We start from the raw sequence: 21,356 nt of genomic DNA on the forward strand, positions 1-21,356 counted from the left end.
CTAAACTATCTCCTTTTCAGCGGCGATTATGAACCTCTGTATAATACTGCCCTCACGGACGGTCTTTACAGCTTCTTCAAAGGTGAACCACTTAGCTTCAAGCAGTTCCCCGGAGATATTGGTATCAGCTTTTTTTACTCTTGCAATAAGTCCCAGCATAAGCTGATCTCTGCCCTCGTAAAATGCGCTGTCTATGTAGGTCACGCTTTCAGGAGCAAGCCCTGTTTCTTCAAGAACTTCTCTTGCGCCTGCTTCTTCGGGGGTCTCACCGATTTTCATAAAGCCCGCAACGCCCACATACTTCGATGTATCGCCGTAGCTCTGCCTTATGAGCAGTACCTCGTTATATTCATTGACCACCACGTTCAGCACACAGGTGGAAAACATATCAAACAGGGGACGGCTGCACTTTTCGCAGTAGGGTATATCGCCCTCGTCACCTATCTTTTTGAGTATGGTCTTTTCCCCGCAGAAGGGGCAGTATTCAAATCTCATCTTATCACCCTAAAATTTATCGCCGTAGTAACTCAGCAATGTTTCGGCATCTATACCGCCGATATTGCATATCACAGCGTGTTCCCAGCGTTCTTTTAGAGACTTGCCGTCATAGATCTTCGCCGTGAACATCTCCTCGGCAGAAGAATACTCGCATCCGTCGGGGATATCGCAGTAGCCGACCCAGTAGGGCTTATCCTGACCGCCTATCCAGCCGAGATAATGCTCCTGTTCTTCGGGGTCATCGTCAAAATAGAACGTAGTCTCGTCCACATTTATCTTATCGGCGTTCTCAAATATCCGCAGGAATTTTTCGTAGGTAAGCTCCATAGGTTCACGCTCCTCAATTCGCCGCAGGACTGCGGGGGTATCTTTTCTTTAACACAAGGAAAGCCCCACCCGCCCGCCCACGACAAAGCCGCTTCGTAAAGGGAAAATACCTTACATATTCTCTACAAGCTTAGCTATGCTGTTTGCGTACTCGGTTATAACAGCCGTGTCCTTGCCCTCTATCATAACTCTTACCAGTGGCTCGGTGCCCGATTCTCTTACGAGTATGCGTCCGTCGCCGCCCAGCTTTTCTTCATACATCTTTATAGCATCGGTTATCTCGGGTACAGTATCCCACTTGCCTTTATTATCGGCAGTTATCTTGACATTCACAAGCACCTGGGGATAACATTCCATAACTGATGCCAGCTCGCTTGCCTTTTTGCCTGTTTTTGCCATTATCTGTAAGAACATAGCACCTGTCATCTCGCCGTCACCGGTGTTTGCATGGTCGAGAAGTATGATGTGTCCCGATTGCTCACCGCCTATGTTGTGACCGTTCTTCTGCATCTCTTCAAGCACGTATCTGTCACCGACTTTGGTAGTAGCAGTAACTACGCCCTCTTTTTCAGCAAATTTGAAGAATCCAAGATTCGACATTACAGTAACAACACAGCAGTCGTTTTTCAGAGTGCCCTCAGCCTTCATAAACTTCGAGAATATAGCCAGCAGCTTGTCACCGTCGATAAGTTCGCCGTTTTCGTCTACTGCCAGACATCTGTCAGCATCGCCGTCAAATGCAAGACCTACATCGCAGCCATTCTCCACAACAGCCTTTTTCAGACCCTCCATATGTGTTGAACCGCACTTTTCATTGATGTTAGTGCCGTCGGGCTTGTCGTTGGTCATAACGACCTCAGCGCCAAGACCCTCGAATATCTTCTGTGCGCATACGCTCGAAGAACCGTTGGCACAGTCAAGACATACCTTTATGCCCTTGAAGTCAACGTCAACGGTGCTCTTAACATGGGCGATATAATCGTTTACTGCATCAGCACAGACTTTCATTCTGCCTACATTTACGCCCTCGCTGAGATTTTTCTCCATTTCCTCGGGAGTATCGAGTATAAGCGCTTCTATCTCGTTTTCAACATCGTCGGGAAGCTTGAAGCCCTCGCCCGAGAACAGCTTTATACCGTTGAATTCCACCGAGTTGTGCGAAGCGGATATCATCACGCCCGCATCAGCATTGTATTTTTTTACCAGCATAGCAACCGCAGGAGTAGGCACTACTCCCAGCAGTACAGCATCCGCACCCACCGAGCATATGCCTGCGCAGAGAGCCGCCTCAAGCACATCACCCGATATACGTGTATCCTTGCCTATTATTATCTTCGGTCTGTGACCGCAGTCTTTTGCCAGCACCAAAGCCGCCGCTTTACCTATCTGAGTAGCCGTCTCCACTGTAAGCTCTGTTATAGCTACACCTCTTGCGCCGTCTGTACCAAATAATCTTCCCATCTTGATCTTTTCTCCTTATAATTATTTTTCTATTACAAATATATGATCGGGAATTTCTCCCGTTATTTGCATTTTAAATGTACTGTCTCACTACGCTAAGGGATCTGAAAAACTTTATATACCATATCATAACGCCTATCACCGCACCTGTTATCAAGGCAAGTACGATGTCAGCCGCCAAAAGCTTTCCTGCGCCGATGTCTTTCCTTTTCACCGACATTCCCGAAAGCACACCGCCGATGACCGCCAGTATGAAGCTTACTCCTGCCGCGATCAGCGCTACAGCTTTGCCTGCCAGCAGTATCCAACCGTAGTTTTCAGGATCAACATTATTGAAACTGTTTGCCAACATATACGACGATACTATGCGCCACATCAGCGGAAAAAGCAGTACAGCCCATGCCGCCACCGTGACTTTCTTGGCTGTATAGTACAGCTTACTTCTCATATCATACCTCTTTATACTCCCTGTCCGCCGATGATGATAGCCACGGGTATGCGCACAAGTTTTTTTGCTTTTTTTAGTTGAGCGGAAGCCATTTTTGCCCCTTTCAGACATCTATAAACTCTATCAGCATTTCAAGTTCTGTCATGCCGTTTTCGTCCAGCACTTTTCCCGTGAACTCAAAGCCCATATGCTTGTAGAAATCTATCGCATTCACATTGCCTTTCAGCACAAAAAGCGTGACCCTCCGCGCTTTCATTTCAGCGAAAGCCCTTTCCATAAGCGCCTTGCCGACACCTTTGCGCTGAAATTTTTTCAGCACATACAGTGCGACTATCTCGCCGCTTTCCTCACAGGTACAGAAGTCCCTTGCCCGCGGCAGAAAGCCTACCGCGCCTGCGGCTTCGCCGTCTGCATAGGCTATAAACTTATTTTCGGGAGAGAGCATTGCTCTTTCTGTCCACCGTTCAGCCCTGCGCCCATCGAGTATCTCATCTGGTATCAGACCGCGGTAAGTTTCGCCCCAAGCATCGCATATCACTTTGCCGAAATCCTCGGCGTTTTCTGCACAGACAGAAACTATCTCCACCGCGCATCCTCCTCACATCAGCGAAAGTATTTTAACTGCTTGAAGAAGTCATATGCTTCACCTTTCAGAAAAAAATCTTAATAAGATCAACTATAAGCTATGATGAAAACCAGCTATTACCGAACTAATTAACAAATAAGTCGGGTAACTGAATACTAAAACATTTATTATCCCCAGAATGATATGACCGGTCATGTAATAATCGCCTTTTATTCTGACTGCCACAGAAGCTGCTAAGCCCCCGACAGACATTAAAATGCAAGGAATCGTCAAAAACACACAACTAAACCATAAAAATGCGAAAATAATATTGATCTGAAAACAGCAGCCAATAAACAGTAATATCATTAAACCCGATGCACACAAAGACATCTTCGTAAGTGCTTTAGCAGCAGTAAATAATTTTTCCATTATCTGTAGTCTCCTTTATCATCTAGGTGCGTTGTTTCTCTTTGCCCGCACCAATAATTATGAATTATGAATTAAAGATGCGTCTGCCCGTTTTTCAGTATCCCAAGATGGTCATACGCCAGCTGTGTCGCACAGCGTCCCCTCGGAGTCTTTGCCAGAAATCCCAGCTGCATAAGATATGGTTCACACACATCTTCAAGAGTTACCGCTTCTTCGCCTATGGCTGCCGCCAAGGTCGAAAGCCCCACAGGACCTCCGTTATAGCCCTTGATTATCATTTCAAGCAAACGCCTGTCAAGGCTGTCAAGCCCCAGTTTATCGACTTCCATACGGTTCAGGGCTATCTTCGCGATATCCTGAGTTATGCGCCCGTTGCCGATGACTTCGGCAAAATCGCGCACACGTTTTAAGTAGCGGTTTGCTATTCGGGGGGTACACCTTGCGCGGGCGGCTATCTCAGTCGCACCGTCATCATCGCAGGAAACTCCCAGTATTGTTGCGGAACGCTTTACGATATCCGCTAGTTCTTCCACCGAGTACATCTCCATGTGCATCAGCATACCGAAACGGTCTCTCAGCGGTGCCGAAAGCTGTCCCGAACGTGTGGTAGCGCCTATCAGCGTGAACTTGTTCAGCTCTATCCTTATAGACCTTGCGGCAGGTCCCTTACCCATGATAATATCGAGGGCATAGTCCTCCATGGCGGGGTAGAGTATCTCCTCCACCTGTCTTGAAAGACGGTGTATCTCATCGATGAAAAGTACATCGCCTTTTTCAAGGTTGGTCAGAAGTGCCGCCAGGTCGCCGGGCTTTTCAATGGCAGGTCCCGATGTAGTGCGGATATTCACACCCATCTCGTGAGCTATGATATTCGCAAGGGTGGTCTTGCCAAGACCGGGAGGGCCGTATAACAGCACATGGTCAAGGCTGTCGCCGCGGCGTTTTGCCGCATCTATATATATTTTCATGTTCTCCTTGACCTTTTCCTGACCGATATACTCGGCAAGAGTGAGAGGTCGGAGACTTATCTCAAAATCGTCCGTAGTTTCCTGCTCGGTCTCCTTAGGAGAAACCAAGCGTTCATAATCGAAATCGGATTCTTCTATCATCAGTTCACTTCCCTTTTAAACTCTGTCATCAATTTTTCCATACTTTTTGATCAGATCGCTAAGTTTCATTTCCAATGAAAGTATGTAATCATCGGTAACTGTTTCTCTGCCCATATGATCTTTCACCGTTACCTTTACAGGGGCGTTACCGAGCGCTCCACATAGATCAACTTGAGTTCTGAGACCGTTTTTGTAATCTATAGCCATGATGGTATTATACTCCTCACGCTCAATGGGGATAGTTTTACAGATTTCGCCGTCTTTGAGAATACCCATCGTAGGCTGATCGTCATCGAGATATATCGAATACCCTTTAAAAACGTCGTCTCCGCTTTTTTTGTATTCCAATGTAACGGCAGCAGGTGTGCTGAGAGTAATTGCATAATTCAGCATCATCACTAAAAGTATCAGTGAAAGCATTATAAACACCGCCAGGATAATCGGCTTATTTCTTGCGAAAAACCGCTTAATAAGTGCTTTTACATCTTCCTTTGTGAGCCTACTCATAGTTCTCATAAATATCACCTCCCGAAACCTTGCAGCAGTAAAAAACGAACTGCGCCATCTCAGCCGCGTAATTATGAATTGCTCAGAACCTTGCCAATCTTACAAGTGCTGTCTTTTATCATCAGTTCACTTCCATTTTTAACTTTAGGCTAATCGATATACCTATCTCTCAAAACACCGATCTTGTAGTACAGCGAGCTCAATAAAGCCGGCGTAGCCTTTCCGTTGACAGACTTTTCTTTGCCCGAAGCATCGGTCAGCGTGATCTTATAATATGTCACAACATTTCCATCGACAGTTACGTCGCGATCGGAATAATTACCGTATCCTACATTCATCATAGAATCATAATCTTCCTGTTCGATCGGGATAGTTCTATACGTGACACCGCCTTCGATAAGCCCCATCATTGGCTGTTTGTCATCAAGATAGAACGAATACCCTTGATACCCGCCGTCTTCTTTTCCGCTTAATTCAACTGTCACCGCAACAGGGGTATCTTTTGGCTTTATGATCTTGTCCAATTTGGGAGAAAATTTAAAGTACAATAACAGCACCAGCATTACTATACGTATCAATTTCCAGTGTCTTCTGATAAATTCCTTTATGACTTCCTTTTGATATTTCTCAAATTTCTCATCCATGATATCACTTCCTGAAAAAGTCCATGCACCGCGCAATTTATGAACGCAATATTGCTTCGCTTATATTGCTATGCATTATGAATAGCTCAGAACCTTGCCAGCCTTACAAGTGCCGTCTTTATCAGTTCCTCAACTGTTGCAGTAGGTTCAGCCCCTGCAAGTGCCTGTGCGGCTTCGCCCTCGGAGTAGCCCAGTACAACCAGCGCCGTTATAGCTTCATCAAGGGCGCCGCCCCGGGGTACCGCCGATGCGATAGTCTCACCGCCGCGGACGGAAATCGTATTCTCCTTGGCTATCTTGTCTTTCAGTTCAAGCACTATCCTCTGGGCGGTCTTGGCGCCTATGCCCTTGCTTTTTGTAAGGGACTTGAAATCCCCCGTGGCAACTGTCAGCGCAAACTGCGAGGGTGTATTCGATGAAAGTATGGAAAGCGCTGCCTTGGGACCTACTCCCGATACGGTTATAAGCATTTTGAAACAGCGAAGTTCCTCCTGCGACGAAAAGCCGAAAAGGTCAACGTCATTTTCCCTGACCGCAAGGTAGGTGTACAGCGTTACCTCGCTTTCACCTGCTATTTTCTGCAGGGTATAGAATGTGGTCTTGCAGGCATATCCAACGCCGCTGCATTCGACCACGGCAAGTTCGCTTTCTGTATGTATAAGTTTTCCTCTTACGGAATATATCATTGTTGATTCTCCTTGATGTTTTTTATATATTCGCTCATTCTGCCGACCCACAGGCATTTTTGGCATCTGCCGTTTTTGAATACGTGGGAACAGTTCTCATATCCGTAAAGAATATGTGCGCATTCGGGGCAGAGAGATCTCATTTTCGATGACGAAAGCAGAAATTCACTTCCGCACTCATCGCATATGCCGATATCTTTTTCCATGAGGGCACCTCACTTTGCGGCTTTGTCATACTTCTCCATGACCTTTCTGGTATTCACCGAAAGCCCGTGAGTAATGGCTATCGCCATAGCATCAGCCGCATCGTCGGGTCTTATTATCTCGGAAAGATGAAGCATGGAGCGAACCATTTCCTGCACCTGTTTTTTCTCGGCATAACCGTACCCGACTATTGAGCTTTTCACCTGCAGAGGCGTATATTCATACACGGGAAGTTCATTCATGACAGCAGGCAGCAGGGTGACTCCCCTTGCCTGTGCCACATCTATGCCCGTGGTGATATTTGTGTTGAAGAACAGCTTTTCCACTGCCACTTCATCAGGGCGGTAATACCCTATAAGCTTCTGCATATCGAGATATATGACCCTCAGCCTTTTCATAAAATCCATATCCGAGGGGGTCTTTATGGTGCCTGCCTTTATCGGCGTAAAACGTCCGCGGTCATATTCCACAAAACCGTAACCGACTATACCGTAACCGGGGTCGATGCCCATTATCCTCAAAATACTTCCTCCTTGCCAAAAAGGGTACAATTTCTCATATTAACAATTTATTATAGCATACTTTTTTAATAAATGCAAGTGTGAGCACGCTTAATAAATGGCAAAAACGGCTTGATTTATTGGTCATTCTGATATTTTGGCTATTAGGGCGTATGCTGTATAAGGGCAAATATCAAGACAAAATTGTTATTCTGTTGTCAAGCTGCTGATGAACTCTGTACAGTATAGCACGTCGCTTCATATCCCCGTAGTCATAGTCAGCGTCAGCCTGCCATCGTGCGTACAAAGATCTATATATGTAAACGGCACTTGAAGCACCGGGATTTTTATGATTTATGGTTATACCTTTGGCACACCGCCACAAAGTGCATATAGCACATAAATGATATCCGCCAAGTATTTCAAGTTCCGATATAATACTGATTGATTTGGCGGGTCAGCGGGATAACCATATTATGATTAATAACAGAAGGGGCATTCGGGAAAGTTTCTATTACTTGCTGAAAGGTGATCGGTGAGTCCGCCCGATGAACATCCCCCTCTATATACAGCGAAAAACTGCAAAAAGTTGTACGTTTTTGTACAACTTTTGCAGAAATATGTCCGAGTTAAAAGTAAAATCATTTGTTTATACAAGATGTTGATGCGTTATATGTACAATAAGTACAACACTTTGGAATATATGAACATAGGAACATATGAGTTAAGTCCAAAAATAATCACTTCGACACTTCCGTTTTTTACATGGATGCGGGATCGGTTTTATCACCATTCTGTAATAGTTGTTACAGTTTGTAATAATCCCTCCGCATTCAAGATGACCTGAAAGACCGTACAGCAAAGCAGCTGAAAGATCCCCACATAAAAAAGCAATAAATTACTGTCCAAAAAAGCGAACAAGGTTTTTGGGTGTAAAATTGTACAACATCCACCTTAAAAAGCCTTGAAATAGTCGTGATGTACAATATATAGGACTTGTTTTCATGCCCGAAAATTGTTTTTACAACTTGATAAACAGCTGAAAAATTCATATTTATAGGGATATTTTGTGTAATTTACAAAAATTTTCTCGAATTTTCAAAAAAAGCATTCTGCACCTATTGATTTTTTGAGAATTGTATGGTACAATAAGATAGTCTAAAAAGCTTAATACATTTTTAAGCTTTATCCGGACGGCATCACCTCTCACAGTAGGGCACGCGCGTTTTGCTGATAACGCACGCCGCTCCGTATCGTGCTGCCGCAACGGATGTGGTATTGCCATTTACTGCCGCAGTTATATCGGTATATGCTTTACCACGCTTATCAAATTGCAGGAGTCGGCAAGCGGCAAGATATAAAAATTCTTCCGGCTCTCAAGGAGTGTATTATTTTGGAGAAGTTCTTTATCAGGGGAGGTCATCCCCTTAAAGGCACAGTGTATGTGAGCGGTGCTAAGAATGCCGCAGTTGCACTGGTTGCCGCTACTATTTTATGCGATGAACCCTGTACGCTTGAAAACGTTCCCGCTATAAGCGATATCACAAAATGTCTTGATATCCTTAAAAGCATGGGCGCTGTTGTGAAGATGGAGAGAGAGGGTGTCATATATATTGACACCAGCACCATCACCACCACAAAGGTACCCTACAAGCTGGCGGAAACAATGAGAGCGTCAAGTTATTTTCTTGGCACCTTGCTTGGCAGGTTCCATGAAGCTTTTGTTCCCATGCCCGGCGGATGCTATCTTGGCGACAGACCTATTGACCAGCATTTAAAGGCTTTCAAGGCTCTGGGCGCTACTGATGAGGTAGTGAGAGGGGCTAATTACGTCAAGGCGGACAAGCTGGTGGGCAACCAGATCTACTTTGATTTTGTAACTGTTGGCGCTACGATGAATGCGATCTTCGCTGCTGTTAAGGCGAAGGGACAGACCATTATCGAGAACGCTGCGAAGGAGCCTCATATAGTTGATGTAGCTAATTTCCTCAACTCTATGGGCGCTGATATAAGAGGTGCAGGCACCGACGTTATCAAGATAAGAGGCGTTGAGTACCTCCACGGCACCACCTATGCTACTATCCCCGACCAGATCGAGGCAGGCACTTATATGGTAGCTGCTGCCGCAACAAAGGGCGATGTAGTCGTGGCTAACGTTATACCCAAGCATCTTGAATCCATAACAGCCAAGCTGCGCAAGTGCGGTGTAAATGTTGAGGAGAACGACGAGAGCGTTCATGTATGGGTAGATTCACCGCTTATGAACACCACCGTCAAAACTCAGCCTCACCCGGGTTTCCCTACTGATATGCAGCCGCAGTTCTCAACACTGCTGACCATGGCTCAGGGTACCAGCAAGGTGACTGAGGAGATATTCAACAACAGATTCAGATACGTTGCCGAGCTTCGCAAAATGGGTGCTGATGTATCCGTTGAAGGCGGAAAGGTAGCGATAATACAGGGTGTTCCTACACTGAAGGGAGCTCCCGTACAGGCGACCGACCTGAGAGCAGGTGCTGCGCTCGTTATCGCAGGTCTTGCGGCAGACGGTCTGACAGAGATAGACAATATCCACTACATCGAGCGCGGATATGAGTGCATAGATGTCAAGCTCAGAGAACTGGGCGCTGACATACAGCGTGTCATCGTTCCTGACAACGAGAACGTTGTGCTCAGCAGCTGATAAAAAAACAAGTCCCTCCGCTGTATGGCAGAGGGACTTTATTGGTGTTATAATATTATTCAGCAGGGCTGAAATCATCCTTGCCCACACCACAGAGGGGACATACGAAATCATCGGGAACAGCTTCCCACTCTGTTCCTGCAGGAACTCCGCTGTCGGGTGCACCCTCAGCAGGATCGTAGATATATCCGCAGATGTTGCATACGTATTTCACCAAAACACCTCCTTAATAAAATTTTTATAAGTATAACATAAATTTACAAAAATTGCAAGAGGTATTTTTATATCAAATTTTTCCTCAGCAAAATTACACAGGGTCAGATCGCCGTTCTTTTCCCATGACAGAAAGGAGAAAACCATGCAGCTATATATATCAGATCTGGACGGTACACTGCTTGACAGGAACGCAGAGATCACCGAGTATACCAAAACCGCACTGAACAGGCTTATTGCCAAGGGTATGAACTTTACAGTCGCAACAGCCCGTACCTACAGCTCGGCAGGGCGGATACTGGCAGGGCTTAACCTGCAGCTGCCGATCGTACTAATGAACGGGGTGCTGATATATCACCCTGTCCGCCACGAGTACGAAGTGATAAACACGCTCGCAGACGCAGATGCCGAAAAGATCATATCCCTTTGCGGGGAGCATGGACTGTCACCATTCATGTACCTGATGAACGGAAGCGTTATGTCAACGGCGTACAGCAAGCTCACCAATCAGGCGATGAAGGATTTTCTTGATGAGCGTGTACAGAAGTACGGCAAGGCTTTCATACATACTGACAACCTGACAGAGACGGAGGGTGATGTGATATACTTCTGTTTTCTGGATGACTACGAGAAACTGGCACCCATGCAGGAGATACTTTCCGGTATGCCCTCCCTGAAAACTGCGTTCTATCACGATATTTACGGTGACGAATGGTATCTTGAAGTATTCAGCGCAGAGGCTTCAAAGGAATCCGGTGTCAGGTATCTGCGTGAAAAGTACGGGTTTGAGAAGATAACCGCATTCGGAGACAATCTGAACGACCTGCCGATGTTCGCGGCGGCAGACGAGCGCATAGCCGTAAGCAACGCGGCAGAGGAACTTATAAAAACAAGCCACAGGGTCATCGGTGCGAACACTGAGGACGGTGTGGCGAAGTATCTGGAGGAACTATACAATGGCTAGAATGTACCCTCTGTTCTCATCAAGCAGCGGAAACTGCACTTACATAGGCGATGAAAAGTCAGGGATACTCGTTGATGCAGGTGTCAGCTGCAAAAAGATATGCACTGCCCTGGAAAATGCAGGCATAGGTACCTCTGCAGTAAAGGCGGTGCTTGTCACCCATACCCACACCGACCACATCTCAGGGCTGAAGGTACTTACCAAGAAGCTGAAAGTTCCTGTATACTCTGTTTCGGGAAATCTTGAATTGCTGGCAGAGAAGGACAAGGTCTGCGAGGGGTGCGTGCTGGAAGAACTTGGTGAAGGTACAGAAGATATCGGCGGTTTCGGAGTGACAGCTTTTATGACACCCCATGATACACCCGTAAGCTGCGGATTCAGGATAACCGTTCCCGGAGGTGCTGACTGTGCGGTATGCACAGACTTAGGTATCGTGACCGATGATATTCATGAACAGCTGATAAAGTGCAGACTGGTACTACTGGAATCAAATTACGATCCGAGGATGCTGAAATACGGTCCTTACCCCGAAGAACTAAAATCACGCATAGCTTCTGATCACGGGCACCTTTCAAACGGCGACTGCGGCAGAGAGCTTGTAAGGCTCGTAAAAGCAGGAGTTTACAGCTTTGTGCTGGGGCATATAAGTCAGCACAACAACACACCTCAGCTGGCTGAAGGCGCTGCAGTAAAGGCTCTTTGTGAGTATACCCGCGGCGATGATTACCTGCTGACGGCAGCAAAGCCTGAGGGCACAGGAAGGGCGGTGGTCTTTTAATGATAAGAGTGAATCTTATTACAGTAGGCAAGCTTAAAGAGAAGTACTGGCGTGATGCTGCTGCGGAATACATCAAGCGTCTGGGGGCTTTCTGCAAGGCGGAGATAGTTGAACTTAATGAATACCGACTTCCCGATTCCCCTTCCGACAAGGAGATACAGACAGCCCTCGAGAACGAGGCTGCTTCAATGGAGAAATATCTCAGTGTGAACGGTGCATACAATATTGCCATGTGCATAGAAGGCAAACAGCTTACCAGCGAAGAACTTTCTGCCGCCATGACTGACTGCGGAACGCGTGGTTATTCAACACTGAATTTCATTATCGGCTCATCCTTCGGAATTGCACCCTCGGTAAAGCAAAGGGCGGATATGAAGCTTTCAATGTCGAAGATGACATTCCCTCATCAGCTGGCAAGGATACTTCTGCTGGAGCAGATATACCGCGGATTCCAGATAGAGAAGGGATCCAAATACCACAAGTGATTGTTTGATTCATAATCTGATTATCCCGTTTACACACCAATTAATTTGGTGTAATATCAAAACTAGAAATAATCGGCGGTTATCCTTCCCCCGCCGCAGGCGGGGGAAGGATAACATCAACACGATGATTCATTGTTATATAGCATTTTGTAATGGTGTGTTAAAGGGATAACCATGATTCATAATTATTGACAGAATCGGAAGATAGGCTTCTTGCTAAACTATGCTTTCACCAAAATGTCTTTAAGCATGATTTTTGAACAGTATCCCATATATAGCAAAAGACACTTTCGTTTGGTGCGAAAGTGTCTTTACTATTTTTAAGAGAGGATAATGCCTTTTTTCATAAGTTCCTTGCCCAGTTTTTTCTTGCGGCGGGACAGGATATTTTCTGCCTTTTTAGGTTTAATGTTATGCTTTTCTGCGATATCTCTTATGGTCAGGCGGAAGTAATAACGCTCTATAAAGATCTCACGTTCGGGAGAGGGCATCTCGCGTATAGTTTCGGCTATTATGCGCATATTCACCTTTTTAGCGGCTTCGTCCTCATAATCGATATCTATGCCCAGATCGTTTTCCTTTTCGGAGATATCATCGGTATTTGCATGACGTGCAGTACTGCGGCGCTTGTCCTCGGCGCAGCTTCTCGCCACCATACTTATGTACCCTTTAAGGCTTCGTTTTTCTGTATCTATGGAAGACCTGTTGCGCCACACCTTAAAAAAGGTGTCCTGCACAGCTTCCTCGATATCGGCGCTGCCCCTGACCGACTGTGAGATTATGAAGCTCACGAGTGTTTTATATCTTTCCATCAGCGCATCAAGTGCTGAGGTATCATTCTGCTGCATCAGAGCCAATATCTCTTCATCTGTCATGGGGTCACCGCCTTTCTTTTAGTATTTTTAGATATTATTTTACAGGGATAACAACTGAACCTACATGGATAGCCTTGACCTTACGCGCATCGAAGGGAGCGTCAAGGCAATCGAATACCATAATATAACCTTTTTCAATTTTTCCGTTTTTATCAGGCTTTTCAGTATTCATTATATCAACAGTTTTAAATTGAGGAATCTCTATGTTACCGTCATCTAATTCAAGTTTTATAAAGTCGTAATCACAGTCAAGCTGGTTTACCTGATTATTGTCACTATTACCTGCCATCTTATTTTTCTCAGCTTGTGCCATCCAAGTCAATGTAAGATCATCACGGAGCTCATCAAGTTCTTTGCCGCCAAATATTTCAGCCATTATCTCACAATTTGAAAAATAAATGTCTCCCACTTTATATTTCATTTTTTTGGGTTCTTGTTTCACCGCATACTCGTTGATATCCCACGCACCATTTGTTAACTCATTAGCCATGGCTCCAAAATCCGGGAAACCAAGATCCAATTCTTCAAAGATTTCCGCTTTAAGAACAGCTTCAAACACACCATCATATCTTATCTCTGTATTATCATCTTTTGTCGAAGACATATCACTAAGCCTTATAATAATGTTTGAATCTTCATCAACGGCATCTTCATCAATGCTCAACCAATCTGCATATATAGTATATATAGCCGTATCATTGCTTACACTTACCAAATGTGATACTTCGGGTTTGACTGATTCATCTCCTACAAATACCTCAAGTAACGAATCATTCAGGATTTTTTCAGGGTCTGATATACCTTCTGCAAAATCACTACCGTCCTTGTTTTTGATAACAATATCAAACACGGAACTGTTCGTAGAACTGCACATACGTACATCACACAGGCTGATATCAAGACCTTCAAAGCCTTCTTTTATCTCACCGACTTTGCTTTCCATCGGAAAAACATTATTCTTGGCAAGTTCGTAATCATAGCCGTGGATATCATAGAAAAGTTTAGCATAGGCTTCATTTGCCAGTTTTTCCTCGTTAACTGGCTGAGAACCGAATACATCACCCAGCTTGAATTCAGCTGTGAAAAGACCTTCAAGCGGTTCATCGTAATCATCCATAAACAAATATCTTATTTCATAATGAACTGTACTATCAGCATTAAGAACTTCTGATGCTTCGGGATAATCTTCATAGGGATCGAATCCTTCATCTGCTGCACAAACATGGGCATCAAGATCAATAGTAAACATACCTACTGCTTTATCACCGAAGATATGCATCGACAAACCATCACTGCCGCCTGATAAATTATAGCCATCTATAACAACATCACCTTTAAAAGCTATATACTCCAGATCTTTCGGTAGATCGCTGCCATCCTTGGTCTGCATGGCAACAAGTACGCTGTATTCACTGCCATTTACCAGCACCCCGGGCACCCAGATATCGTAATTATCAAAGCCCTCGGTAACAGTACCTAACTTGCTGTCCATGATATGCAAGCCATCACCCATTGTAGTGATATCCATATCTATGTCTTCAAAAAAGCGTTTGGCTAACTCATAGTTCAGTTCTTCTTCGGGATTTCGTTCCTGTTGTGTTGTGTCCTCGGCATCGGTAGTAACTGTGCTGCTTTCATTCGGTGCTGCAGGTTCGGAGATATCGTTTCCCCTGTAATGTATCGCACCTGCCACAGCTACGACAGCGCAGGCTGCTATAGCAACAGCCGCGGAGGCTTTGTTCTTTATTTTAGCTTTACCGTTCTGCACATTGGTTTTTATTTTATTTTCTTCGCTGTTATTCATATCAAGACCTCCCGTCATTTCTTCAAGGGGGATGTCCTTTAGAAGTTCTGTTAAATTTTTCACTAGGTATCCTCCTTTTCTTAGTTCTGAAAGATCTTTCATATACATATACGGATGAAAATTAAAAACCACTCACTTTTTGAAATAATATTTTCAAAAAAAAGCGTGTACCCGCTTGTGACGGATACACGCATAAGTTTTTTATTAGTTGCCGTACTTAGCAGTATTTACTCTGATACCAACGCCCATTGTAGAAGCGACGGTGATGCTCTTCAGATACTGACCCTTTGCAGCTGCAGGCTTAGCCTTAACTACTGCATCAACGAGAGTATTGAAGTTCTGCTCGAGCTTCTCAACGCCGAAGGAAGCCTTGCCGATTGGGCAGTGGATGATGTTGGTCTTATCAAGTCTGTACTCGATCTTACCAGCCTTAGCATCGGTAACTGCCTTTGCAACATCGGGAGTAACTGTGCCTGCCTTGGGGTTAGGCATCAGACCACGAGGTCCGAGGACCTTACCGAGTCTACCAACAACGCCCATCATATCGGGAGAAGCGATAACTACGTCGAAATCCATCCAGTTTTCCTTGGTGATCTTGTCAACGAATTCCATGCCGCCTGCATACTCAGCGCCAGCTGCCTTTGCAGCCTCGATCTTGTCTTCCTTGCAGAATACCAGAACTCTAACCTTCTTACCTGTACCGTTAGGAAGAACAACTGCGCCTCTGACCTGCTGATCAGCGTGTCTGGAGTCAACGCCCAGACGGATATGCAGCTCGATAGTCTCATCGAACTTAGCCTTTGCATTGCTTGCTGCGAGCTCAAGAGCTTCGTTTGCATCATACTGCTTAGCTCTGTCAACTACCTTGGCAGCGTCAACATACTTCTTGCCGTGTTTCATTCTTTATACCTCCCCTCAGTCCTCAACTACAACGCCCATAGAGCGGCAGGTACCTGCGATCATGCTCATAGCGCTTTCGATGTTAGCAGCGTTAAGATCGGGCATCTTCTGCTCAGCGATCTGCTTAACCTGCTCCTTCTTGATAGTTGCGACCTTAGTCTTGTTGGGCACGCCCGAACCGGACTCGATCTTGCAAGCCTTCTTGATCAGAACAGCTGCAGGGGGAGTCTTGGTGATGAATGTAAAGGATCTGTCAGCATAAACTGTGATAACAACAGGGATGATCAGACCGATATCGTTCTTGGTTCTCTCGTTGAAATCCTTTGTGAATGCCATAATGTTAACGCCGTGCTGACCCAGTGCAGGACCAACAGGGGGAGCAGGAGTTGCCTTTCCTGCGGGGATCTGAAGCTTGATATAGCCTACTACCTTCTGTGCCATTATATTGCACCTCCATAATTAAGTGGTAAGGCGAGCCTTTTGGCTCTCCCACGTTTCCGGAAGTATTACTTCCATGTACCTTCTGTCGGGGACTTTCACCCCGTGCTGTTCTCAGTCCTCTTTTCTCAGCTGAGTGAGAGGCAGTGTTACTGTTGTTTCTCTGCCGAACATAGACACTGTTACATCTGCCGCAGCATTTTCCAGATCAAGTGAGGATACTGTACCGCTCATACCATCGAAGGAACCGCCGACCATGATAACATCGTCGCCGACTGCGATATCGGTTCTTACTGTCTGTGTTCCCACATCTACGCCAAGCGCCTCAACTTCCCTGTCGGAAAGCGGCACAGGCTTGCTTCCGGGACCTACGAAACCTGTAACGCCTCTGGTATTCCTTACTATATACCAGCTGTCATCTGTCAGGACCATTTTTACCAGCACATAGCTGGGAAACAGCTTCTTTTCTGCTTCAACGGTCTTTTCGCCCTTTATCTCGGTGACGGTCTCCATAGGGATCCTCACCTCGGGTATAAGATCGTGGAGCTTACGGTTTTCAACGACCTTTTCAATATTCTGGGCTACCTTATTCTCATAGCCGGAATAGGTGTGTACTACATACCACTTTGCTTCTTCTGCCATGTCTGATTAAACCTCCGTATTGATGTCGTTCATACCGTCGCAGACATTTAGCCTGCTCCCAGACCGATAAGCTGCTTTATAGCGTAGCTCAGTCCGGTGTCGACTGCGAAAAGGAACAGACCTACTACTGACATTACCACCAGTACAACACCCGTATTGTTTACGACCTGCTGTCTTGTGGGCCATACGACCTTTTTCAGCTCAGCGCGAAGCTCTTTGAAATACTTCTTGAGTCCGCCCTTGCTTTTTTCCTCATTCGCATTCTTTTTGTTAGACTTTGTGTCCTTAGCGTCCTTAGCCATAGCTAACTCCTTTCAGAATCACTTAGTCTCTTTGTGAAGAGTGTGCTTCTTGCAGAACTTGCAGTACTTATTCATCTCAAGTCTGTCAGGGTCATTCTTCTTGTTCTTCTTGGTGTTGTAGTTTCTCTGCTTGCATTCTGTGCAGGCGAGGGTGATCTTAACTCTCATTTCGGCACCTCCTGACGAAATTTATACCCCTTAAAGAACGATCGGGGTACGTCTTTGCCTCCCTCATGCGCATCCAAGCGCAAATGCCGCACCTTACGGCATTCTGAGGTAACTTATGATTTTCTGCATCCGTATTTTTTACGGCGCAAAAAAATAGACCTCATAAAGAGGTACAAACATTATAACATATACAGACTCCGATGTCAAGTGTCGGAACGTTTAAATTGTAAACATTATGTAAATTATCATGACCGACGTGTTTTTCCGCCGCCTGACACGGGCATATTATCTCACGGAGAATAATTGTGTAAAGTTTTTTATTATTGTCATTTAACTATCACATTCACGCGTATAATTTATATTATCGGTCAGTGAAGGTGTATCCCTACGGATATACTATATCACGTTTCAGAAGATCTGTCAAGGAGGGCGTTTTATGAGCGAATATAACGGCGGCGGATATCCGCCTTATAACGATAACGGGGCACCCTCTGTTCAGCAGCCCTATGTTAACCGTGAAAGCTACGGTGAACCCAGGTATTATGATCCTCAGGGTGCAGCCAATGAATACTCTTACCAGCCGCCGGTCAGAAAGAGTTCGGCAGGCAGAAAGATACTGACTGCATTTGCAGCGATGGTAGGTGTAGCGGCTATAGCTGTTACTTCGATAGTCGGCTACAGGATAGTTGTCGGGAAGGACAACATCACACCTGCGGACAGGCGGAACAATAATATATCCGATACGGCTGTGGAAAATAAAGGCATAGATCCGCAGACTGCTTCTTTCAGCAGGAGCGATCTTCCGACGCTGGAGCAGCTGGCAGCTCCCGATGATGCCATGAAGATACCCGATATCATCAGCAAGATGTCACCTTCGGTAGTCGGCATAAGCTGTATAACAGACAAGGGCATCGGAACCGGTTCGGGTATAGTACTGAGCGAAGACGGTTTTATAATAACCAACGCCCATGTAATTAAGGATGCGCAGTCCATATCCGTTGTACTGCCGCCTTATTATGGCAATAATAACGAAAGCCAGGATGATCTGACGTATACGGCGGTAAACGTCGGCAAGGATTCGCAGACAGATCTCGCTGTGCTGAAAATAGACAGGAACGATCTTGTAAAGGCTGAGATCGGAAAGTCCTCGGAAGTGCAGGTAGGCGAACTCGCTATAGTAATAGGAAACCCTCTGGGACTTGACCTGGCAAACACTGCGACTTCGGGAATAATCTCGGCTAAGGACAGGACGATAACTGTTGAGGATATCACCATGAAGGTATTCCAGACAGACGCTTCCATAAACGGAGGAAACTCTGGCGGTGCGCTGATAAATGCCTACGGGCAGGTCATCGGTATAACCTCTGCAAAGGTCGCATCGGCTGAGGTCGAGGGTCTTGGATTCGCAATACCGATAGATGATGCGCTGCCTATAGTCAGCGATCTTATGACATACGGATATGTAACAGGCAGACCCAGCCTTGGTATAACAGGCGCTGATGTAAAGCCTGCATACTCCACCTACTACGGTATTCCGCAGGGATTCCTTGTTAAGACCGTGACCCCCGGCAGCGGTGCTGAGGCGGCAGGCCTTAAAGAAAACGATATAATCATAGCTATTGATAATACTATCATAAACGGCATAGTTCAGCTGAACGATGTCAAAAACAAGCACAAGCCCGGTGATACGGTAACACTGACCGTATACCGCAGCAACCGCAAGATAAATATAAATGTCGTACTCGATGAATCCACCGGCGAAGAAGCATCTGTTCCCCAGGGATCACAGAAAGAGGATGACTATTATGACCGGTACAACGACTATGATTATTACTATGATCCCTTCAGCTTTTTCGGAGGGTTCTGACAAAGTATTCTTCTAATCATTTTTTTCATATTCTTTACTTCCGGGAAAGAGCCGTACAGCGATGTACGGCTCTTTTTCTGTCTCAAGATGTGTGATGCGATCTTTTATCTCCGAAAGCATCCGATCGCTGACAGATAATAAGCAAAGCGCTGTCCGTGACCAACAGCGCTTTGAGTTTATTATCAGTTATATATCTCTGCTTTAAGGAGACCGCGGCAGGATTCTATATCAACATCAAGAGTTGACTGACCGCCATGCGAACCGAAGCTGTATTGTCCCTCTGCGGGAAGACGCAGGGTCTCAATATCATAATTCATAGAGAATACAGCCTTATAAGCCAGCAGCATCATCTCGGCGCGGCTCATATTGGTTGAAAGATCGGAGCATACCGCCTTTGCAAAACTGTTTATCGTAAGGGGATCGGATGACCTTACCTTCTTTATGATCTTACCTATGACCTCACGCTGTCTTTCGGTGCGCTGGAAATCAGCGTTGCCCACGTATCTCAGCCTTGCATAGGCAAGTGTCTGGTTGCCGTTGAGCAGAAGCTTTCCGCCATGGTCAAGCCGATCGGTAGCCTCGGGCTGTTTCAGATAATGGTTCTGTTCGCCAAGGGGATCCTCCATGCCTGCGGCTTCACCATCGGTGATATCCAGTTCAAGTCCGCCTATTGAATCTACGATATCTATAAATGAAAAGAAATCAACATACACATAGTCATCTACCGATATATCAAAATTATACTCTATGGTATCCATAAGCAGCTCTGCGCCGCCGAAGACGTATGCCGAATTCATCTTGTCCCAAACGTCGATATCCTCACCATTAGTTCTTTTGCCTCGTATCTCAACATACATATCGCGCATGAAGGATGTCATGGTGATAGTCTTTTTATCCTTGTTGATCGACAGGAGTATCATACTGTCAGTTCTTCCGTTCTCGTTCTCGCTTCGGGTATCTGAACCGATCAGAAGTATATTTCTTACACTGCTGCTGTTCATCGAGCCGTTTGTGAAGGTACGTTCTCCGCGCCCTCTGCGGTTCACAAGGGTGATATAGTAGTAAAGCAGAGCATTCAGACCAATGAAGATCACCAGCAGCAGTATTATCAGCGTTCTGAAAAAGCTGCGTACAGGGTGTCGTTTTTCATGTGCGGGTACCCTGCCTTTGCTGCGTCCGCCAAAATGAAGCTCTTCGCCGCCATAATGAATCTCGCGCTTTTCTGGTCTTTTAGCGGGACGCGGTGCAGGTCTTTTGGTTTTTTGAGGTGTACGCGGTGCAGGACGTTCTTCCCTTCTCTCTCTTGTTCTTTCGGGAGCGCTGTTTCCGCTGCGCTGAGGTCTGCGCCTGCCCTCGGGGGCAGGATAACGCTGCGGGCGTTTTTCACCCGAACCTCTCTCGGGGCGATATCCCTGCTCGCTGCTGCGCTGACCCGGCGCTGTATCTCGCGGATACCTGCTGCCTTCATAGCCTCCCCTTTCCTGCTGTACAGGCGCGGTATACTTACTGTCATTAGAGGCAGAACCGTTACGCTGATACTCCGAGGCAAACGCATCATCGGCGCTGCCCATTGTAAGATCTATATCACCGCTTCCGTCCTCGCCTGCTATACGGGAATACTCTTCCAGCTGACGAAGATACTCTTCCTCATAAGGATCCACGGGGCGGCCTCGCCTTTCGTTTTTATCCATATAATATCCTCTCCGGTATTCAAATATTTAAAAATGATAACTTAATCAAACGAACATCCCTATTATATAGTATAACGAAACGTTTGTCAAACCATCCGAGGATGTTTTCACCTCTATTTCACTGAAATTTTACCATTCTTTCTTACGGGGGCAAAAAAACAGCGC

26 protein-coding genes are annotated in these 21,356 nt (G+C 45.8%); 5 read left to right on the plus strand and 21 right to left on the minus strand.

What is annotated here, in order from left to right; all coding sequences use genetic code 11:
• From RUMAL_RS12980 to ruvC, 12 genes are all read right to left on the minus strand, one after another.
• Nucleotides 1-495: an NAD(+) diphosphatase gene (locus RUMAL_RS12980; RefSeq protein ID WP_013499159.1), complete on the minus strand. Its 495-nt coding sequence runs from the start codon at nt 493-495 to the stop codon at nt 1-3.
• A 9-nt stretch (nt 496-504) separates the two neighbouring features.
• Nucleotides 505-825 (minus strand): hypothetical protein, encoded by a 321-nt coding sequence (locus tag RUMAL_RS12985; RefSeq protein ID WP_013499160.1) that lies wholly within the window; start codon nt 823-825, stop codon nt 505-507.
• A 111-nt stretch (nt 826-936) separates the two neighbouring features.
• Entirely contained in the window at nt 937-2,286 is a 1,350-nt protein-coding gene (gene glmM, locus RUMAL_RS12990; protein WP_013499161.1) for a phosphoglucosamine mutase, read from the minus strand.
• A 73-nt stretch (nt 2,287-2,359) separates the two neighbouring features.
• Nucleotides 2,360-2,734, minus strand: a complete 375-nt coding sequence (locus RUMAL_RS12995; protein WP_013499162.1) for a hypothetical protein — start codon at nt 2,732-2,734, stop codon at nt 2,360-2,362.
• A 103-nt stretch (nt 2,735-2,837) separates the two neighbouring features.
• Nucleotides 2,838-3,320, minus strand: coding sequence for a GNAT family N-acetyltransferase (locus tag RUMAL_RS13000; protein ID WP_013499163.1), 483 nt, complete (start codon nt 3,318-3,320; stop codon nt 2,838-2,840).
• Between the two features lie 90 nt (nt 3,321-3,410).
• Nucleotides 3,411-3,731 carry a hypothetical protein gene (locus tag RUMAL_RS13005; RefSeq protein ID WP_013499164.1) on the minus strand — a complete coding sequence of 107 codons (321 nt, stop codon included), beginning with the start codon at nt 3,729-3,731 and terminating at the stop codon, nt 3,411-3,413.
• Nucleotides 3,732-3,802: 71 nt separating this feature from the next.
• Nucleotides 3,803-4,840 (minus strand): Holliday junction branch migration DNA helicase RuvB, encoded by a 1,038-nt coding sequence (gene ruvB / locus RUMAL_RS13010; protein ID WP_013499165.1) that lies wholly within the window; start codon nt 4,838-4,840, stop codon nt 3,803-3,805.
• 15 nt (nt 4,841-4,855) lie between these two features.
• The gene (locus tag RUMAL_RS13015) at nt 4,856-5,356 is read right to left on the minus strand and encodes a hypothetical protein (RefSeq protein ID WP_013499166.1); all 501 of its coding nucleotides are present in this window, start codon (nt 5,354-5,356) and stop codon (nt 4,856-4,858) included.
• A 140-nt stretch (nt 5,357-5,496) separates the two neighbouring features.
• Entirely contained in the window at nt 5,497-5,991 is a 495-nt protein-coding gene (locus RUMAL_RS13020) for a hypothetical protein (protein WP_013499167.1), read from the minus strand.
• 86 nt (nt 5,992-6,077) lie between these two features.
• Entirely contained in the window at nt 6,078-6,677 is a 600-nt protein-coding gene (ruvA, locus tag RUMAL_RS13025; protein WP_013499168.1) for a Holliday junction branch migration protein RuvA, read from the minus strand.
• Nucleotides 6,674-6,883, minus strand: coding sequence for a hypothetical protein (locus tag RUMAL_RS13030; protein WP_013499169.1), 210 nt, complete (start codon nt 6,881-6,883; stop codon nt 6,674-6,676). Before RUMAL_RS13030 ends, ruvA begins: the two co-directional genes overlap by 4 nt.
• 9 nt (nt 6,884-6,892) lie before the next feature.
• A complete protein-coding gene (ruvC, locus tag RUMAL_RS13035) occupies nt 6,893-7,402 on the minus strand; it encodes a crossover junction endodeoxyribonuclease RuvC (protein ID WP_013499170.1) in 510 nt (169 codons plus the stop codon).
• Nucleotides 7,403-8,774: 1,372 nt separating this feature from the next.
• Between ruvC and RUMAL_RS13040 the strand changes: the two genes are divergently transcribed.
• Entirely contained in the window at nt 8,775-10,064 is a 1,290-nt protein-coding gene (locus RUMAL_RS13040) for a UDP-N-acetylglucosamine 1-carboxyvinyltransferase (protein WP_013499171.1), read from the plus strand.
• Nucleotides 10,065-10,119: 55 nt separating this feature from the next.
• On the opposite strand, the gene rd is transcribed toward RUMAL_RS13040, so the two are convergent.
• On the minus strand, nt 10,120-10,281 hold the full coding sequence (gene rd / locus RUMAL_RS13045) for a rubredoxin (protein WP_028504236.1): 162 nt from the start codon (nt 10,279-10,281) through the stop codon (nt 10,120-10,122).
• A gap of 141 nt (nt 10,282-10,422) precedes the next feature.
• Here rd and RUMAL_RS13050 point away from each other — a divergent pair, with 141 nt between their 5' ends.
• From RUMAL_RS13050 to rlmH, 3 genes are read left to right on the plus strand one after another with little or no spacing between them, the layout of a single operon-like run.
• Nucleotides 10,423-11,241, plus strand: coding sequence for an HAD family hydrolase (locus RUMAL_RS13050; RefSeq protein WP_013499173.1), 819 nt, complete (start codon nt 10,423-10,425; stop codon nt 11,239-11,241).
• Complete coding sequence (locus RUMAL_RS13055) at nt 11,234-12,019, plus strand: MBL fold metallo-hydrolase (protein WP_013499174.1); 786 nt, start codon at nt 11,234-11,236, stop codon at nt 12,017-12,019. Before RUMAL_RS13050 ends, RUMAL_RS13055 begins: the two co-directional genes overlap by 8 nt.
• Nucleotides 12,019-12,504 (plus strand): 23S rRNA (pseudouridine(1915)-N(3))-methyltransferase RlmH, encoded by a 486-nt coding sequence (gene rlmH / locus RUMAL_RS13060; protein WP_013499175.1) that lies wholly within the window; start codon nt 12,019-12,021, stop codon nt 12,502-12,504. The genes RUMAL_RS13055 and rlmH overlap by 1 nt, the downstream gene beginning before the upstream one ends.
• Before the next feature lie 320 nt (nt 12,505-12,824).
• Here rlmH and RUMAL_RS13065 read toward each other — a convergent pair whose 3' ends face one another.
• From RUMAL_RS13065 to rpmG, 7 genes are all read right to left on the minus strand, one after another.
• Nucleotides 12,825-13,379: an RNA polymerase sigma factor gene (locus tag RUMAL_RS13065; protein WP_013499176.1), complete on the minus strand. Its 555-nt coding sequence runs from the start codon at nt 13,377-13,379 to the stop codon at nt 12,825-12,827.
• A 34-nt stretch (nt 13,380-13,413) separates the two neighbouring features.
• Entirely contained in the window at nt 13,414-15,246 is a 1,833-nt protein-coding gene (locus RUMAL_RS13070; RefSeq protein WP_013499177.1) for a hypothetical protein, read from the minus strand.
• A 141-nt stretch (nt 15,247-15,387) separates the two neighbouring features.
• Entirely contained in the window at nt 15,388-16,083 is a 696-nt protein-coding gene (gene rplA / locus RUMAL_RS13075; protein WP_013499178.1) for a 50S ribosomal protein L1, read from the minus strand.
• Between the two features lie 15 nt (nt 16,084-16,098).
• Nucleotides 16,099-16,524 (minus strand): 50S ribosomal protein L11, encoded by a 426-nt coding sequence (gene rplK, locus RUMAL_RS13080; protein ID WP_013499179.1) that lies wholly within the window; start codon nt 16,522-16,524, stop codon nt 16,099-16,101.
• 111 nt (nt 16,525-16,635) lie between these two features.
• Nucleotides 16,636-17,163 (minus strand): transcription termination/antitermination protein NusG, encoded by a 528-nt coding sequence (gene nusG, locus RUMAL_RS13085; protein ID WP_013499180.1) that lies wholly within the window; start codon nt 17,161-17,163, stop codon nt 16,636-16,638.
• 47 nt (nt 17,164-17,210) lie between these two features.
• Nucleotides 17,211-17,465 (minus strand): preprotein translocase subunit SecE, encoded by a 255-nt coding sequence (secE, locus tag RUMAL_RS13090; RefSeq protein WP_013499181.1) that lies wholly within the window; start codon nt 17,463-17,465, stop codon nt 17,211-17,213.
• 18 nt (nt 17,466-17,483) lie between these two features.
• A complete protein-coding gene (rpmG, locus tag RUMAL_RS13095) occupies nt 17,484-17,633 on the minus strand; it encodes a 50S ribosomal protein L33 (protein ID WP_002848320.1) in 150 nt (49 codons plus the stop codon).
• A 436-nt stretch (nt 17,634-18,069) separates the two neighbouring features.
• Here rpmG and RUMAL_RS13100 point away from each other — a divergent pair, with 436 nt between their 5' ends.
• Nucleotides 18,070-19,500, plus strand: coding sequence for a S1C family serine protease (locus RUMAL_RS13100; protein WP_013499182.1), 1,431 nt, complete (start codon nt 18,070-18,072; stop codon nt 19,498-19,500).
• A 182-nt stretch (nt 19,501-19,682) separates the two neighbouring features.
• On the opposite strand, the gene RUMAL_RS13105 is transcribed toward RUMAL_RS13100, so the two are convergent.
• Nucleotides 19,683-21,191, minus strand: a complete 1,509-nt coding sequence (locus RUMAL_RS13105; protein WP_013499183.1) for an LCP family protein — start codon at nt 21,189-21,191, stop codon at nt 19,683-19,685.
• Nucleotides 21,192-21,356 lie beyond the last annotated feature (165 nt).

Source organism: Ruminococcus albus 7 = DSM 20455, from assembly GCF_000179635.2.
GTDB lineage: Bacteria > Bacillota > Clostridia > Oscillospirales > Ruminococcaceae > Hominimerdicola > Hominimerdicola alba.

Bases quoted from the DNA above. Each gene is read 5' to 3' on its own strand.
- RUMAL_RS12980 (WP_013499159.1), bottom strand. From the start codon at position 495: ATGAGATTTGAATACTGCCCCTTCTGCGGGGAAAAGACCATACTCAAA.
- RUMAL_RS12985 (WP_013499160.1), bottom strand. From the start codon at position 825: ATGGAGCTTACCTACGAAAAATTCCTGCGGATATTTGAGAACGCCGAT.
- glmM (WP_013499161.1), bottom strand. From the start codon at position 2,286: ATGGGAAGATTATTTGGTACAGACGGCGCAAGAGGTGTAGCTATAACA.
- RUMAL_RS12995 (WP_013499162.1), bottom strand. From the start codon at position 2,734: ATGAGAAGTAAGCTGTACTATACAGCCAAGAAAGTCACGGTGGCGGCA.
- RUMAL_RS13005 (WP_013499164.1), bottom strand. From the start codon at position 3,731: ATGGAAAAATTATTTACTGCTGCTAAAGCACTTACGAAGATGTCTTTG.
- ruvB (WP_013499165.1), bottom strand. From the start codon at position 4,840: ATGATAGAAGAATCCGATTTCGATTATGAACGCTTGGTTTCTCCTAAG.
- RUMAL_RS13015 (WP_013499166.1), bottom strand. From the start codon at position 5,356: ATGAGAACTATGAGTAGGCTCACAAAGGAAGATGTAAAAGCACTTATT.
- RUMAL_RS13020 (WP_013499167.1), bottom strand. From the start codon at position 5,991: ATGGATGAGAAATTTGAGAAATATCAAAAGGAAGTCATAAAGGAATTT.
- ruvA (WP_013499168.1), bottom strand. From the start codon at position 6,677: ATGATATATTCCGTAAGAGGAAAACTTATACATACAGAAAGCGAACTT.
- RUMAL_RS13030 (WP_013499169.1), bottom strand. From the start codon at position 6,883: ATGGAAAAAGATATCGGCATATGCGATGAGTGCGGAAGTGAATTTCTG.
- RUMAL_RS13050 (WP_013499173.1), top strand. From the start codon at position 10,423: ATGCAGCTATATATATCAGATCTGGACGGTACACTGCTTGACAGGAAC.
- RUMAL_RS13055 (WP_013499174.1), top strand. From the start codon at position 11,234: ATGGCTAGAATGTACCCTCTGTTCTCATCAAGCAGCGGAAACTGCACT.
- rlmH (WP_013499175.1), top strand. From the start codon at position 12,019: ATGATAAGAGTGAATCTTATTACAGTAGGCAAGCTTAAAGAGAAGTAC.
- RUMAL_RS13065 (WP_013499176.1), bottom strand. From the start codon at position 13,379: ATGACAGATGAAGAGATATTGGCTCTGATGCAGCAGAATGATACCTCA.
- rplA (WP_013499178.1), bottom strand. From the start codon at position 16,083: ATGAAACACGGCAAGAAGTATGTTGACGCTGCCAAGGTAGTTGACAGA.
- rplK (WP_013499179.1), bottom strand. From the start codon at position 16,524: ATGGCACAGAAGGTAGTAGGCTATATCAAGCTTCAGATCCCCGCAGGA.
- nusG (WP_013499180.1), bottom strand. From the start codon at position 17,163: ATGGCAGAAGAAGCAAAGTGGTATGTAGTACACACCTATTCCGGCTAT.
- secE (WP_013499181.1), bottom strand. From the start codon at position 17,465: ATGGCTAAGGACGCTAAGGACACAAAGTCTAACAAAAAGAATGCGAAT.
- rpmG (WP_002848320.1), bottom strand. From the start codon at position 17,633: ATGAGAGTTAAGATCACCCTCGCCTGCACAGAATGCAAGCAGAGAAAC.
- RUMAL_RS13100 (WP_013499182.1), top strand. From the start codon at position 18,070: ATGAGCGAATATAACGGCGGCGGATATCCGCCTTATAACGATAACGGG.
- RUMAL_RS13105 (WP_013499183.1), bottom strand. From the start codon at position 21,191: ATGGATAAAAACGAAAGGCGAGGCCGCCCCGTGGATCCTTATGAGGAA.